The organism is Achromobacter sp., from assembly GCF_032113835.1.
Lineage (GTDB): Bacteria > Pseudomonadota > Gammaproteobacteria > Burkholderiales > Burkholderiaceae_B > Achromobacter.
In genome coordinates this window covers 43,202-57,897 of record NZ_DAMCTG010000014.1, presented here as the reverse complement: position 1 = coordinate 57,897, position 14,696 = coordinate 43,202, and the positions used below count along the sequence as shown (strand labels likewise).

General features: G+C 63.9%; 12 protein-coding genes. 3 read left to right on the top strand and 9 right to left on the bottom strand.

Going from position 1 to position 14,696, the window contains the following annotated elements; all coding sequences use genetic code 11:
* Nucleotides 1–244: 244 nt before the first annotated feature.
* A complete protein-coding gene (locus RT697_RS08090; protein ID WP_313698003.1) occupies nt 245–2,392 on the top strand; it encodes a LamG-like jellyroll fold domain-containing protein in 2,148 nt (715 codons plus the stop codon).
* A 48-nt stretch (nt 2,393–2,440) separates the two neighbouring features.
* Here RT697_RS08090 and RT697_RS08085 read toward each other — a convergent pair whose 3' ends face one another.
* From RT697_RS08085 to RT697_RS08075, 3 genes are all read right to left on the bottom strand, one after another.
* Nucleotides 2,441–4,864: a TonB-dependent receptor gene (locus RT697_RS08085; RefSeq protein ID WP_313698001.1), complete on the bottom strand. Its 2,424-nt coding sequence runs from the start codon at nt 4,862–4,864 to the stop codon at nt 2,441–2,443.
* Between the two features lie 130 nt (nt 4,865–4,994).
* Complete coding sequence (locus tag RT697_RS08080; protein WP_313697999.1) at nt 4,995–6,104, bottom strand: FecR family protein; 1,110 nt, start codon at nt 6,102–6,104, stop codon at nt 4,995–4,997.
* Between the two features lie 139 nt (nt 6,105–6,243).
* Nucleotides 6,244–6,741: an RNA polymerase sigma factor gene (locus RT697_RS08075; protein ID WP_313697997.1), complete on the bottom strand. Its 498-nt coding sequence runs from the start codon at nt 6,739–6,741 to the stop codon at nt 6,244–6,246.
* Nucleotides 6,742–7,011: 270 nt separating this feature from the next.
* On the opposite strand from RT697_RS08075, the gene RT697_RS08070 reads away from it, so the two are divergent.
* The gene (locus tag RT697_RS08070; protein WP_313697996.1) at nt 7,012–7,641 is read left to right on the top strand and encodes an HAD family hydrolase; all 630 of its coding nucleotides are present in this window, start codon (nt 7,012–7,014) and stop codon (nt 7,639–7,641) included.
* Nucleotides 7,642–7,669: 28 nt separating this feature from the next.
* Here RT697_RS08070 and RT697_RS08065 read toward each other — a convergent pair whose 3' ends face one another.
* From RT697_RS08065 to RT697_RS08055, 3 genes are read right to left on the bottom strand one after another with little or no spacing between them, the layout of a single operon-like run.
* The gene (locus tag RT697_RS08065) at nt 7,670–7,882 is read right to left on the bottom strand and encodes a hypothetical protein (protein WP_313697994.1); all 213 of its coding nucleotides are present in this window, start codon (nt 7,880–7,882) and stop codon (nt 7,670–7,672) included.
* Nucleotides 7,879–9,048: a PepSY domain-containing protein gene (locus RT697_RS08060; protein WP_313697992.1), complete on the bottom strand. Its 1,170-nt coding sequence runs from the start codon at nt 9,046–9,048 to the stop codon at nt 7,879–7,881. Before RT697_RS08060 ends, RT697_RS08065 begins: the two co-directional genes overlap by 4 nt.
* Nucleotides 9,049–9,058: 10 nt before the next feature.
* Nucleotides 9,059–11,200, bottom strand: coding sequence for a TonB-dependent receptor (locus RT697_RS08055; RefSeq protein ID WP_313697990.1), 2,142 nt, complete (start codon nt 11,198–11,200; stop codon nt 9,059–9,061).
* A 390-nt stretch (nt 11,201–11,590) separates the two neighbouring features.
* On the opposite strand from RT697_RS08055, the gene RT697_RS08050 reads away from it, so the two are divergent.
* A complete protein-coding gene (locus RT697_RS08050; protein ID WP_313697989.1) occupies nt 11,591–12,190 on the top strand; it encodes a hypothetical protein in 600 nt (199 codons plus the stop codon).
* A 14-nt stretch (nt 12,191–12,204) separates the two neighbouring features.
* On the opposite strand, the gene RT697_RS08045 is transcribed toward RT697_RS08050, so the two are convergent.
* The 3 genes from RT697_RS08045 to RT697_RS08035 all read right to left on the bottom strand — a co-directional run bounded on the left by RT697_RS08045 (nt 12,205) and on the right by RT697_RS08035 (nt 14,681).
* Nucleotides 12,205–12,894, bottom strand: coding sequence for a 4-carboxy-4-hydroxy-2-oxoadipate aldolase/oxaloacetate decarboxylase (locus tag RT697_RS08045; RefSeq protein ID WP_313697987.1), 690 nt, complete (start codon nt 12,892–12,894; stop codon nt 12,205–12,207).
* Complete coding sequence (locus RT697_RS08040) at nt 12,891–13,610, bottom strand: PIG-L deacetylase family protein (RefSeq protein ID WP_313697986.1); 720 nt, start codon at nt 13,608–13,610, stop codon at nt 12,891–12,893. Before RT697_RS08040 ends, RT697_RS08045 begins: the two co-directional genes overlap by 4 nt.
* Nucleotides 13,611–13,676: 66 nt before the next feature.
* Nucleotides 13,677–14,681 (bottom strand): tripartite tricarboxylate transporter substrate binding protein, encoded by a 1,005-nt coding sequence (locus tag RT697_RS08035; protein ID WP_313697985.1) that lies wholly within the window; start codon nt 14,679–14,681, stop codon nt 13,677–13,679.
* Nucleotides 14,682–14,696 lie beyond the last annotated feature (15 nt).

Genomic DNA, 14,696 nt, shown 5'->3' with positions numbered 1-14,696 from the left:
CAGTCTTGCGCTTCGTCTCTGCGCTTCGAGCCTGTACATAGGAGCGAAAGATAATTAAGCGAGGTGGGGCAATCCATACCCTATTTAGCGTATTCCGTGGGCGAGCGATCTCAAGCGGCTTGCATTGGCAGTCGCAAAGCAATCACAGACGCCTGAGTCCTCCCACGAAAATTCGCCCGCCAACTTTCATCATCCCGTCATCCGCCCTACCTAAGCTTCCCGCTTTTTCTGAAGGGCAGCACAGATGGCGAACGACAAGCACGACGGCAAACTTGAGGTTGCCAACAAACTCGCGGCATTGCCGACGGAGGCGGATCCGCGCCGTCGCAGTCTGCTCAAGGCCGGTTTCGGCGCCACGTTCCTGCCGGTCGGCGGGTCGTTGCTGCTGTCTGCCTGCTCCAGCGACGACGATGACGACACCGCGTCGCCGGAAACGCCCGGAACGCAACCTCAGCCCCAACCCGAACCGCAACCCCAACCCGTCAACATCTCCAGCTTCGCTGTAGCAGTGCTGCCCGACACGCAGTTCTACTCGCGCTACGCGACCGACGACGAAAACCAGCAGTTCATGCGCAAGTACGGCAGCGAGCCGTTCAAGGCGCAGACGCAGTGGGTGGCCGATCATTCCAAAACGCTCGGCATCCCGTTCCTGATCCACCTGGGCGACGTCGTCGATCAACAGGGCAAGCCCGACCAGTGGAAGGTGGCCGATGCGGCCATGGCGATTTTGGAAGACGCCAAGGTCCCGTACTCGATCCTGGCCGGCAACCACGACGTGATCCTGGACCGTGACTACGTCGACGCCAGTAGCCAGGGCAGCGCCACAGATGCGCAGCGCAATCTGGCCAATGAGCCTTATCTGAAGACCTTCAGCGCCGATCGCGCCAAGAACCAGGCCACGTTTGGCGGCCGCGACCCCAGCGGCTTCCACGAGTATCACGTGTTCGAAGCCGAGGGCCAGAAGTTCATGGTGCTGTCGCTGTCGTGGCGCATCTCCGATGACGCATTGACCTGGGCCAACCAAGTCATTCGCACGAACCCGACGCTGCCGGTGATTCTGGTCAACCACCAGTTGCTGAACATCGACAAGGATGGCGTCACGCCGCTGGAAGTGCCCTACGGCCTGATGCTGTGGGACAAGCTGATCCGCGACAACGATCAGATCTTCATGACGTTGAACGGCCACTATCACGGCGCCGCGCATCTGACCAAGACCAATGCGTTTGGCAACCCCGTCGAGGAAATGGTGGTGGACTACCAGATGGCTTATCAGGGCGGGAACGGCCTGATGCGTCTGTACGAATTCGACCTGAGCAACAACGAGATCCGCGTGCTGTCGTTCTCGCCGTGGGTGCCGCAGAAACCGAAGAACACGCTCAACACGTTTGACCAGGCAATTCTGACCGGCGCGAACGAGCAGTTCACCATCAAGATGGATTTTGCGAAGCGCTTTGGCGGCTTCAACAAGGAATTCAAGGCGGCCACGCCGTCGCACACCGCGCTGATCGACCAGGCCCGCGCGTTGATCCTGGCGAACTACACGGATCCGGTCGCCGCCGAGCAAAAGCCTGCCGCCGATGCGGAAGACTATCCGCAGGTGTCGGGCACGCTGGCGCACTGGCGCTTCTTTGGCGGCGCCAATGGGCAGGCCGTGCCGGTGGGCGAGGTGATCGCCGACCGTACCGGTCTGAATCCGATGCGCCGCGCCGCGCTGAACATTGACGGCGTGGCCGGTGCGCAGTTGGGCGACGTGGTCTGGTCCGACGATCACCATTACCTGTCGGCCGCCCCCGGCTCGGTGCGTTTCCTGAACACCGACAAGAACACGGCGCGCATGAGCTACTTCACGACGGATGCGGCAGCCATCATCAACGGTCAAACCGCACCCAATGGCTACACCGTGGAAGCGTTCATCAAGATCGACCGTGACTGGGTTGCGTCCAAGCACGCGTGGATGAACATCATGACGCGCGACGGCAAGCGCGGCGATCTGGCGGGCTTCTCGGGCGGAGACCCCGAATCCCCGCCGTTGCTGTTCGCCGTGTCGAGCCTGCGCGAGATCCAGTGGGAAGTGGTGCCGGACGACACCGGAACGCGTGGTCCCAAGGCGAACTGGTCGGGCGAGATCATCCCCGACAAGTGGATGCACGTTGCCGTGGTGAACGACGACACGACGCACGAAACCATCCTGTACGTGGAAGGCGCGCCGGTGCTGCGTAATACCTCGGGCGCTCGCGGACTGGCGACGCTGGCGGCCAACATGCCGTGGATCGTCGGCGCCGGTTCGTGGGATGGCGCGCGGGCTGATGGGTTCTTCGGCAGCGTCGGTGAAGTCCGTATCGTCGATCACGCCCTTCAGCCGATCGACTGGCTGACCGCGCGCCGGCGTTAATCGGCGCACGCGCCGCCGGCCGGTCCGGCGGCGGCGCGTCTGCGCGTGTCAGAAATCGATGCTGGCTGACAGTCGGAACGTGCGCGGCGCACCCAGGTTGACGGCGTTGTCGTTCCAGACGCTTTCCCAGTAGTTCCGGTTGAACACATTGTCCACGCCCGCGCGGAACACCACGCGCTGGCCGCCAAGTTTGGTCGCATAGCGCGCGCCCAGGTCCAGTCGGGTCCACGACGGCATCTTCAACGTGTTGTCGCTGTTCACGTACTGCGAGCTGGTATAGATAACGCGGCCGTTCAAGGCCAGACCGGGCACGCCCGGCACGTCCCAATCCAGCCCCAGGTTGGCGGCCCACGGCGGCGAGCCGGCCGCCCGGTTTCCATTCTGCAGGCCGTCCTGCGTCTGGGTCAGCGTGCTTTGCAGGTAGGTCACACCGCCCAGCATGCGCAGGCCGTGTGTCAGTTCCCCGAAAATCGTCCACTCGACGCCCCGGTTACGCTGTTCGCCGTCCAGGCGCAGCGTGGGCAGCGGCGTGGTGCTGTAGTCGGCCGTCGTGCTGGGCTTGGCTATCTGGAACAGGCTGATGGTGTTGGTGAAGCTGCCCGTCTGTAGCTTGGCGCCCACTTCGACCTGGTCAGTCTTGTAGGGCGGGAAGACCTCGCCCGCGTTTTGATAGGTGTCGCCGACCGTCGTGCCCGGCGACAAGCCCTGGATGTAATTGGCATACAGCGACAGATCCTCGGTTGGCTTGACGACCAGCCCGGCCATCGGCGTCCAGGCGCTGGCGTCGTAGCTTGAATTCTCGGCGCCGGTGGTGTCGTCGAAGTTCCTCGACTTCACGTTCTGCCGCCGGATGCCCAGCGTCAGCAGAACGCGGTCATCCATGAAGCCCAGCGTGTCGGCGAGAGCAACGCCGCTGAGGGTGCTTTCCGAAGCCTTCGGGGGGCTGCCCGGCGCATCAGGCCAGACGAGACGCGACGGGTTGTAGATATTGGACGGCTGGTCGAACGGCATGAATGCCAGCGCACTGCCGTTCTCGCGATTCAGATAGGACGCGCTCAGCGCCACGAAATGACTGACCGGCCCCGTGTGGAACTGGCCGCGCAGGCCCGTTTCGGCGCTTTTTGTCTTGGCGAAGGAGGCGCTCTGGTCGGTGGTCACCGTCGCATCGCCATTGGCTTGAATGTCTGTGAGCCATCCGTTGATGGGGCCGTCAAACTCCGAGCGCTGTGCGCCGACCTTGGCGAAGCCGGTCCAGTGGTCGTTGAAGTCGTACTCGCCGCCGAGGATGACGGCTTCCGTCGTCTCTTTGCTCTCGGGGGAGCCGGGATACATATTGGTGCGGGCGTCGGGGGGAGCGGGCATGGACGTCAGCCCGCCGTCGAAGCGGTAGATGGCAATCGTGCCGCCGCCGCGCTGCTTTTCCTCCAGCCGATAGGCGTCCAGCGTCAGGCGCAGACGCTCGCCACGGTAGTCCAGCGCCAGAGCGCCGAGGTTGCCTCCGTTCCTCGCGCCATCGACATACTTGTCGCCATCTTTGTAGCGGCCGTTGAAACGCAGGCCCCATTCATTGTTGGCGCCAAAACGGCGCCCCGTGTCCACCTGGGCCCTCCACAGATCCTTCCCTTCCACACCCAGCGTCAGGCGTGTCAAGGGCACGTCACCCGCCCGCTTGGGCACGAGATTGACGGAACCGCCCACCGCGCCGCTGGGCGACATGCCGTAAAGCAGGGCGGCCGGTCCCTTGATGACCTCTACCCGTTCGGCAAACTCCACCGACAGGTTTCCCGTGTCCGGCGCCATGCCGTGCAACCCATCGAAGGTGACCGAGCCGGGAGTGAGGCTGAAGCCGCGAATCTTGAAGGACGCTTCGGCCGGATTTCCTGCCGGCGCCGTTTGCCGGATCGAGGGCTCGTTCCTCAACACATCCAACACCGTTTCCGCCTGCTGATCCTCGATCAACTGAGCCGTGTAGTTGGTAATGTTGAAGGGCGTATCCATCACGTCCTTGTTGCCGAGCATGCCAAGCCGCCCGCCGCGCGCGACCTGCCCGCCGGCATAGACTTCGGGCAGGCCATTGCCACGGTCGGCCTGGGCGACCACCGTCACGGTATCCAGGGTTGTCACGCCTCCGGTCGACCCAGCCGCCTTAATGATGATGCCGCCTGCTTCCTGCACGGCAACCAGCCCGCTGCCGGCAAGCATTTGACCTACCGCCTGCAACACAGTGAGATTGCCGTGGACCGCGCGTGCCGTCCTGCCTTCGACAAGCGCCGGCGAAAACCCGATGGGCGTGCCTGTGGCCGCCGAAAGTTCGTTCAGCGCCGAGCCGAGCGGCTGGGCAGCGATGGAGAGGGAGACAGGTTTGGAGCCGCTGGAAGCGGCCTGCGCCAGAGTGATCCCCGGCGCAGCGAATGCCATGGCGATGGCCAGGACAAAGGGAACGGGATGAAAGCGAGGGTGCGTCAGCCGCATGGAGGCGTCCTTTACGAATCGAGTAATGAATAACAATCAAACTCACTACCCATAAAGACGCACCAGCCCGGTGAAATCTACACCTCGTCGCGCAAACTTTTTTCAGGCGTCCCCGTGGGCCTCGCCGGACTTATTGCGCGCGGGCGATCTCTGTCTTGCCGCCGTCGCCTTTGACCAGCTTGACGGGAAGGATCTGTACGATCATCTGGGCGAACGCCTCGGGGCGTCCGATCTGGAAACTGCCGCCGATGGGCATCGCTGCCACGACGGGATCGCTGATCGTCAGCCCGGTGGCGCCGTAGCGCTCCAGTTCCAGCAGGGCATTGCTCAACGAGGTGTTTTCGAAGTGCACCAGGCCTTTACGCCACGGCGCGATGCTGCCTGGCGCCACCTTCGAGACCTTCCCGATCGCGCCATCCGCCGACACGGTAAGCCCCTGGCCGGCCACCAGATCGACCTCTGCCGTTGAACCATCAGGCAGCAGGCCGTGGGTGTCCGCCACCCTCACATGGCCCTTTTCCACTGCGACGTTGACGGTATTCGTATCCATGCCGTCAAGGCGATACCGCACCGAGAAGCGCGTGCCCACCACGGTGACGCGCGCAGGCCCAGCCAGAACCTGAAAAGGTTTCGTGCTGTCCGGCGCGACCGAGAACATGATCTGCCCCTCCGTGATGCGCACTTCGCGGCGGTCGTGAAACAAGACGACTTGCGCCTGCGTCTCGGCGTCGAAAGCCAATTCGGAGCCATCGGGCAACGTCACGGTCTGGCGCTGCCCACGCTCGATCACATAGCTGTGAGAGAAAATGCGCTGGTCCCATTGATGCCAGCCTATGCCTGCCGTCAGAACGGCCACGCAACAGAAGGCCAGCCAGGCCCGGCGCGGCCGAGGGGCGACGAACGAGGACCAGTGGCTGGCCCACCGACTGGCCCACCCGCTCGCGCGCTTGGGTCCGGCGCCCGATTTCGAGATTGGATCTGGCTGCACCGTCTCGTCGGTCGACGTTGCCGAATGGCCCGCAAGGACCCGCGCGGCGTCTTCCGCCGAGACGGCGCGCAGCGCCCCCACGCTGTGATCCAGCTCTTGATAGGCGGCGGCATGGCTAGGGCTGGCGGCCAGCCATTGCCGGAATTCTTGTTGCTCGTCAGCAGTCAGGCCCTGTTCCCGGCGGGAGTGCCAATCCACCGCAGCCACATTCACGGGGTCTTGCTGGCGAAAGAACTCGTCAAGCTCGCGCATCTCCGCAGCCTCGTCAAACGAGGCTGAAACAGTGCGGGAGGATGTTGAAGAAAAGCGGCTCATTTATTGGTAAAGACGCACGAGGGGGGGCAAAACCACACCTCGGCAGAAAAAGGGATGCCCCGAATATTGCCGGTTTTCATTCGTCATTGCGAAGCGCCTCCCTGCGGGCCATGCAGGCGAGTTTGCCGCGCTTGATGTAGCGGTCCACCAGGCTCAGGGATACCCCCATGCGTTCGGCGATTTCCTTGTAGGGCAATTCATCGAAAAGGTACATGGAATACGCCTCGCGGCATCGCGGGGGCAACGCCTCAATGGTGTCGAGGTATGCCTGAACGGTCTGATGCACGACATAGGCCTCTTCAGGTTGGAGGCACTGGGGAGCAATGGGGTGGTCCGCATCGCTCAGGGCATGGATGTCGTCGTGCTGACGAATGGCGGCACGGCGGTCCAGGTCGATCTTGGCGTTCAGCGCCACCTGCCTGAGCAAGGCCGCAGGTTCCCGGATCACTCGCCCGGCCTGCTGCATGGACAGCACGCGCGCATAACTTTCCTGCGCCAGGTCAGCGGCCGTGTCGCGGTCTCGCACCTTCCGCATGCAGAAGTTCAGCAGGTCTCCGTAATAGCGGGCTAACACGGTTCAGTCATGGTCTTGAATAAACGACGTTACGCGTCGTGCGCATTGCGGCAATGTTCTGCGGCTGAATCGGTGGCGCGATAGGGAGGGGACGAACGGACGATCAATGATTATATCGAACAAATGATAATAATTCTCATGTAAAAACAACGATCCGCCCGCTAGCCCCACGGAATGCGGCAAGACTTAGCCGCTAGAATCCCTCGCAACGAAGTTGGCCCCGATGGCCGACCGAACAGTGGATGGCCTCTTTGGCGAGCGGGAGTATCAATGGCAATCAAGGCCGTGGCATTCGACGTATTTGGAACCTTGGTCCACATCGAACGGCCGACCCGGCCGTTCCGCAAGCTGGTCCGCCTGCTGCACGAGGCGGGCCGCCCGCGGCAACGCGACGACGGCATTCGGGCGATGAGCAATGCGATCGACCTGCGACAGGCGGCCAGCCTGTTTGGGGGAGTCGTGAGCGACGCGGACCTGAACGCCCTGGAAGCCGAATTGCGTGAAGAAATTCAATCGATCTCGCTTTTCGCGGATGCCACGCCCACCCTGCTTGCATTGAAGGCGCGCGGCATCAAGGTGGCGCTCTGCTCCAACCTGGCAGCGCCGTATGGGCCGCCGGTGCTGGATTTGCTGCCCATCGAGCCGGACTTCTGCGCGTGGTCGTACGAAGCCGGCGCCGTGAAGCCGCAAGCCGAGATCTACCAATACCTTTGTGATGGCATTGCGTGCCGGCCCGATGAAGTCCTGATGATCGGCGACACCATCGAGGCCGACATGATCGGGCCTCGGAAATTCGGCATGCATGGATATCACTTGGACAGGCACGCGGCCACATCGAATTGCGCGGAGTCCGTGCGATCACTGAGCGATGTGCTTACGCTGATGGCCGCGCGCCACTGACAAGGCCGGCGGCGCGATGAAAGAGACTTCATCCGCCCCGCCCCCGCCAAGCCCACCACACCGCCCCGATCGGCGCAAAGATCGCCAACCAGGACACCCCGTCCCAAACCCCGTCCCCAAGCAGCGCCGACACCAACCCAACCACCGACGCCAAGCCCAGCCAGATCGGCATGTGGAACACCTCGCCCGCCGACTGCAGGTTCTCGGTGCGCGCGCTGCGCGGTTCGCTCGTCTTGTTCATTGCGCGGCCTCCTGACGGTCGCTTTGGCGCAGCGCAGTGGCGGTTTCGGCGGCATCATCCGCCAAGGGCTTGGCAGCCGTCGCCGCCTTGGGCTTGCGCAACCACAAATACAGCCCGCTACCCAGCACCACGATCGCGAAGATATCCAGCACCGCCCAGAGGATCTTCAACGGCAAACCTCCGTAATCCCCAAAATGCAGCGGCTGCGACAGGAACAAGGTCTTCACGTACCACGGCATGTCGCGCGTGTCGGTCAGCTTTCCATTCGTCGCGTCCACCAGCGCGGGCTTGAGCAGCCGAGAGGTCACCGGCGTATTGCCCTTCATGAAGAACGTGTAGTGATGCGGGCTGGAGAACATCGTCCCCGGAAACGCCACCAGACTTACCGCCATGTCCGGCACGGCGTCACGCGCGGTGCGGATGGAGTCTTCCAGATGCGCAGGCTGTGTGACGGGCGGCAGGCCGCGGAATGGCGCGGTCATCTCCGCCATCTGATCCATCTGCCAGAGGCTGAGCACGACGCGGTTCAAGGTGTTGATGCTGCCGGTGATGCCGACGACAAGCAGCCAGACGACGGTGACGATGCCGAGCAGGTTGTGCCAGTCCAGCCATTTGACGCGGGTGCTGCGCTGGGTGCGCAGCGCGCCGAACTTCAGGCGTCGCATGAAGGGGGAGTACAACACCACGCCGGACACGATGGCGACCACCATCAACAGGCCCATCGCGCCCAGAAACAGCATGCCCGGCAGGCCGGCGAACATGTCCGTATGCAGCTTGAGCATGACGTACATGAAGCCTTCGTCGGTTGCCGGCTCGTCCAGGACCTTGGCCGTGCGCGAGTCGATGACGACGGCGTTGTTTTCCTCGGGCGGTGCGTCGACGGCGCTGGCCATCGACACGTACGTGATGTCGGGATGCTCATCCTGATCCCAGAACATGTAGCGGATGACTTCGCCCGGGCGACGCTCCAGCGCGGTCTGGGCGATCTGGTCCATGCTGGCGTTGGGCGTGCCGGCGGGCATGGGCGGCGCTTCGACCACGCCAGACAGGTGCTCGATCTCTTCATGAAAGATCAGGGGCAGTCCGGTCAGGCACAGCAGCAGCATAAAGACCGTGCAGACCAGACTGCTCCACTTGTGTATCCAGGACCAGGCTTGCGTGGACATCTCGGCCTCCTTAGAAGGCGATGCTGGTCGAGAGCGTGTAGGTGCGCGGCGAGCCTACGAACAGATAACCGGCCGTGGCGGTGCCCCAGTAGTTCCGGTTGAACAGGTTCTCGACGTTGAAGCGGAAGGTGACGGGGGTGCCGCTGATCTTGGTTTCGTAGCGGGCGCCGGCGTCGACGCGGGTCCAGCTTGGCACCGACAGGCTGTTGTCGGCGTTGGCATAGGTCCTGTCGGTGTAGATGACGCGGCCCAGCACCGTCAAGCCCGGGACGAAGGGGGTGTCCCACTCGGCGCCCAGGTTGAACTGCCAGTCCGGCACGCCGATGGCCTTGTTGCCCTGCAGGTCGGGCGTGGTGGCCTTGTTGATGACGGCGTCGATGTAGCTGATGCCGCCCAACAGGCGCACGCCCTTGGTGACTTCGCCGGCAAAGCTGGCTTCGACGCCGCGGTTGCGCTGTTCGCCGAATTCGCCGAACGTGTTGCCCGAAATGCCGGAGCTGGGCCGCGTCAGCTCAAACAGCGCGACGGTGGCCAGCATGTCGTCGTTCAGGTTGTACTTGACGCCGATTTCCTTCTGCTTGGACTTGAACGGTGAGAGCGTTTCGCCCGGATTGGTGATGGCCGCGCTGGTGGGCGCGGTGTCGCCCTGGGACAGGCCCTCGACGTAGCTGGCATAGACCGACAGGTCCGGCCGGACCTTGAAGACGACACCGGCCAGCGGCGTGGTCGCGCTCTTGTCATAGCGCGGGCCGCTGGGCTCGCCGTTGGTGAAGTTGTAGTTCTGCCCCTGCACGTTCTGGCGGCGCGCCCCCAGCGTCAGTTGCAGCCGGTCGTCCATGAAGCCCAGGGTGTCGGCCAGCGCGTAGCTGGTCAGTTTGACGCTCTGATAACGGTTCAGCGGATTGCTGACGCCAGAGATGGACGGCGTATCGAAGACGTTGCCCGCGTAGATGTTGGAGTTGCCGGGCGGGAAACCGGTGTTGAAGCCCAGGTCGGACTTCTGGTCCAGCAGCGTGTAGCTGAAGGCGACCTTGTGGCTCACGGGGCCGGTCTTGAAATTGCTGCGCAGGCCGGCCTCGGTGGACTTGCTGTCCACCGTCATCCGTTGCCAGCCGCCGAAAAAGGAGTAGTCGCCCTGCGAATTCTGCAGCACGGGGTTTGCAGCAAAGGCGTCCCAGTCCAGCTTGCGCTGGCCGTAGCCCGCATAGGCAGTCAGGTAGTCCGTGATGTCGTATTCAATCTTGAAGACGCCGGCGGTGTTGCGGCCGTCGCTCCAACCCAGCCCGGGATACGGATTCTTGTTGGCGGGCGCCTCGGGAATCGAGGTCAGGTCGGCGCCAAGCTGGAACTGGCGCACGACGTTGTCGATGCGTTCTTTCTGCCAGATCAGGTCCAGGGACGAGCGCAGTTTCTGACCGCGATAGTCCAGCGCGACCGAGCCCAGCGCTTCGCGCGTGGACTGGTCCTTGATGGGGGTGTCGCCGTCGCGCAGCATGCCGTTCACGCGGATGCCGAATGCGTTGCCCTCGCCGAAGCGGCGGCCGACGTCGGCATGCACACCGAAGACGGAGTCCGACATGACCGAGCCGGTGAGCCGGGTGATGGGTTCATCGGTGGCGCGCTTGGGCACCAGGTTGACCACGCCGCCCACGCTGCCGCCCGGCGTCATGCCGAAGAGCGCCGCGGAAGGGCCCTTGATGATCTCCACGCGCTCCAGGGTTTCGACCGGTGCGCGCCAATACGGCGTCAGCCCGAACATGCCGTTGAACGCGAAGTCCGCGGTCGGGACATTGAAGCCGCGGATGGTGAGGTCTTCGTTGATGTTCGAGCGTGCGCTGCTCATACGCACGGACGGATCCATGGTGGCGACGTCGGCCACGGATCGCGCCTGCTCGTTCTCGATGGTCTGGGCGGTATAGCTGGTGACGCTGAAGGGCGTGTCCATGACGGACGTGTTGCCCAGGATGCCCATGCGGGCGCCGCCGCCGATCAGGCCGCCGGCGATGGGCGCGGGCGCCTCGCCGAGGGCGACGGGTGCGCTGGTCACCGTGACGGTGGGCAGGACGGTGATCGGAGCCGGCGCCGCCGGCTGCGCCTGCGCCGATACCGACGCGGCATATAAAGCGGCGCTGCCCGCCAACGCTTGTTTCACGGCCAGGGCGACGCCCTTCTGCCTGCCTTGACGGCCTTTCGATGCTTTACCCACAACCCCACCCCATGCGTTCTTTTATGTAAAACGCGCATGATAAGCATTCTTATTCGATATCGCTACGGGGTTTGTCTGGATGTGGCGTTGGCGCATCAGATGAGGGCTCCGGCGCACAGGGCGGCAGCAAAAATCATCCAAATGGCCTCATCCGTCGCTCGAGGCCGGCGTTTCAGGCTTCTGCCCAGCCGTTCTGGAGAGATCGCCTATGATCCACACCGTTGCGTCATCCGAGCGCCCGGATGACGCGACGATTTGAATCCCCTTTGCGATGTCGCCAAGACACCCACGCAAGGGCGTGTTCGACAGGCGCAGGTATTTAACGGATTGGTAAGAATGAGAGCAATTGCCGCGCTGTTCATGGCTGGCATTCTGGGCGGGTGCGCGTTTCCTGAGGGCCAACGCGTCAACCAGCAGAAAGTGGATTCCGATAACGTCGAGGCCTTTTGCACCAATGCATGGGCCGATATCCGGCTCGATCCCCTTCGGACGAAACTGCCGGTGAAGGCGCCGGACGCGACATTGGCGCAGCTGGCCGATTCCAGCCTGGCCACGCCGGCGCAGCAGCAGGCCATCAGCGATTTCGACCCGGTGATGGCGCAGTGCTTCGAAATGCGCCGCACGTACCTGAAGACCTACACGACGGGCAGCGTTGTCGCGCTCTTCGACATCCTGCAGACCGACAGCAAATCGCTGCGGGCGCAGTTGTGGGCAAAGAAGATCACCTTCGGCGACTACAACACGAAGGCCGCGAAACTGCTGACCGAGTCGCAGAAGACCGTGCAGGCAGAGCTGGACAAGGCTCAGCAGATCGCCGCGCAGCAGCAGGCGCAGCGCGATCAGAACATGATGCTGATGAGGCCGTATATGAACCCGCGGCCCACCACCACGGACTGCTACCGGTATGGCAATGCGGTGAGCTGCACGACGCGGTAGGTGGCGTCTGCGTTTCAGACCCCGGGGTGGCTGTCCACATACACCAGTCCCGCGGCGGCCAGCTTCTCCCGCATGCCGTAGATATCCAGCCCCAGTTCCCCGGCGGCCAAGCGCTTGCGCTTGGCCGTCTCGTTGACCAAGCGCGCATCGCAGGCGTGGGCGACCTGCGCCGCACGTTCGCGCGGCACGACGCACACGCCGTCATCGTCGGCAATGACGACGTCTCCGGGCTGCACAAGCGCCCCCGCGCACACGACCGGCACGTTCACCGAACCTGGCGTCGCCTTGACCGTGCCTTTGGCGGACACGCACTTGGACCACACCGGAAACTGCATGTCCTTCAGCGCCGCGACATCGCGACAGCCTGCGTCGATGACCAGTCCCCGCACGCCGCGCGTGCGCATCGAGGTGGCCAGCAGTTCTCCGAACATGCCGTCCTCGCTCGACGATGCGCAGGCCACGACGACGATATCCCCCGGCCGGCAGAGTTCGATCGCGACGTGCAGCATCCAGTTGTCGCCCGGCTGCGCCAGCACCGTGACGGCGCTGCCTGCGATGGATGCGCCGGCGTAAACGGGCCGCAGGTAGGGTTGCAGCAGGCCGGTGCGCTGCTGCGCTTCGTGCGCGGTGGCGACGCCGGCCGACGCCAGGCGCGCGATGACCGTGCTGTCGGCGCGGTCGATGTTCCTGACGGCGATGCTCATGCCAGCTCTCCGGTGACTTGCGGGAACACGCGCTGGTAGCCTTCCGCGTATTTGATCTTCAGGTTCGAGTTGCGCGATGCCTGCACGCCGCGCTGCAAGGCGACGCGGGTGTAGTACTCCCACAGGTGTTCCTGCGCGGCCATGGTTTCGAAGGCGCGGCGCTTCTGGTCCCAGACCTCGGAGATGTCCAGCAGCACTTCGGGCTTCCACTCGCACTGCTCGGGCTGATGCGGCTCGAACAGGAAAACGGGCGGCGCGCCCAGCACCTTTTGTTCGGGATGATGCCCGTGCGCCTGCGCAATCACGCGGGCTTCCTGTGCGACGTGCGTGGCAAGCGGATGATCGAAGTTGTAGGGGTCCTTCTGCGAGTGCGTCAGCACGAATTCCGGCTGCAGTTCGCGGTACACATCCACCAGTTCAAAAAGCGCCTCGTCCGACACGCGCAGCGGATAGTCGCCGCAGTCCATGAAGCGAATATCCGCGCCAAGGATGTCGGCCGCCAGACGCGCTTCGTCGCGGCGGTCGGCCTTGACCCGCTCCAGCGTCATGCCCGGCTGCTTCCACAGCTTGGCGGATTCCCCGCGTTCGCCGAACGACAGGCAGACCACGGTCATTTTCCAGCCGCGCTTGGCGTACAGGGCGATGGCGCCGCCCGCGCGCCAGACGAAGTCCGCGGAGTGCGCGCTGACCACCAGCCCGTTCTTTTGCCGTTCCATTTCAGTTCCTCTATGCATGTTTGCCGGCCGGATCCGCCCTGCGGACCCGTACCAGCGCGAGCGCGGTCAATCAGCCTTGATGCCCGCGTCCTTGATGACCTTGGTCCACTTGGTGGTTTCCGCCGCGACGAATTGGCCGAACTGTTTGTCCGTACCGGGCGTGACGACCGCGCCCATCTCGCCGAAGCGCTGCTTCACGGCAGGATCCTTCAATGCGGTTTGCAGCGCGGCGTTCAGCTTTTCCGTGACCTCGGGCGGCAAATCCTTGGGGCCGATCAAACCCCACCACACCGTGGCCATCGCGCCCGGCAGGCCTTGCGAGACCACCGTGGGCACCTCGGGCAGCATGCTTGCCGGCTCGTCGTCCAGCACGGCCAATGCGCGCAGTTTGCCCGCCTTCACGTGCGAGACGACTTCCAGCGGGTTGATGGACATGAAGGAGATGCGCTGTCCCAACAGGTCCGTCACCGCGGGTGAACCGCCCTTGTACGGCACATGCAGCGCCTTCATGCCGCTCTCGCGCTTGAGCAGTTCGCTGGCCAGATGACCGGAGCTGCCGTTGCCGGCCGACGCGTAGGTCAGCTTGTCGGGATGTGCGCGGCCATAGTCCGTCAGATCCTTCAAGGTCTTGAACGACGACTCGACCGGCACCACCACGGCCAGCGGCGCGTAACCGATGGCGCCCACGGGTGTGAAGTCATGCGCCGGGTCGAAGGTCAGTTTGGAGAACAGCGCACCATTCGCAGCCAGCGTGTTCGACGCGGTCAGCAGCGTGTAGCCGTCCGCCGGGGCGCGCGCCACGGTGTCCATGCCGATATTGGTAGCCGCGCCGGGCCGGTTTTCGACGATGATCGTCTGCTTCAGCGCATCACCCATTTTCTGGCTGACGAGGCGGGTGACGATGTCCACGCCACCGCCGGCGGCATACGGCACCACGATGCGGATCGGCTTGTCGGGGTAGTTGGCCTGCGCGGAGGCCGGCAGCGGCGCCAGCATGGCGGCGATCAGTGCGCCCACGCCTGCGGCGGCGGCAGACGTGCGGCGGGATCGGAAGGGCTTGAATGCCGTCATGGTTGTCTCCTGTGT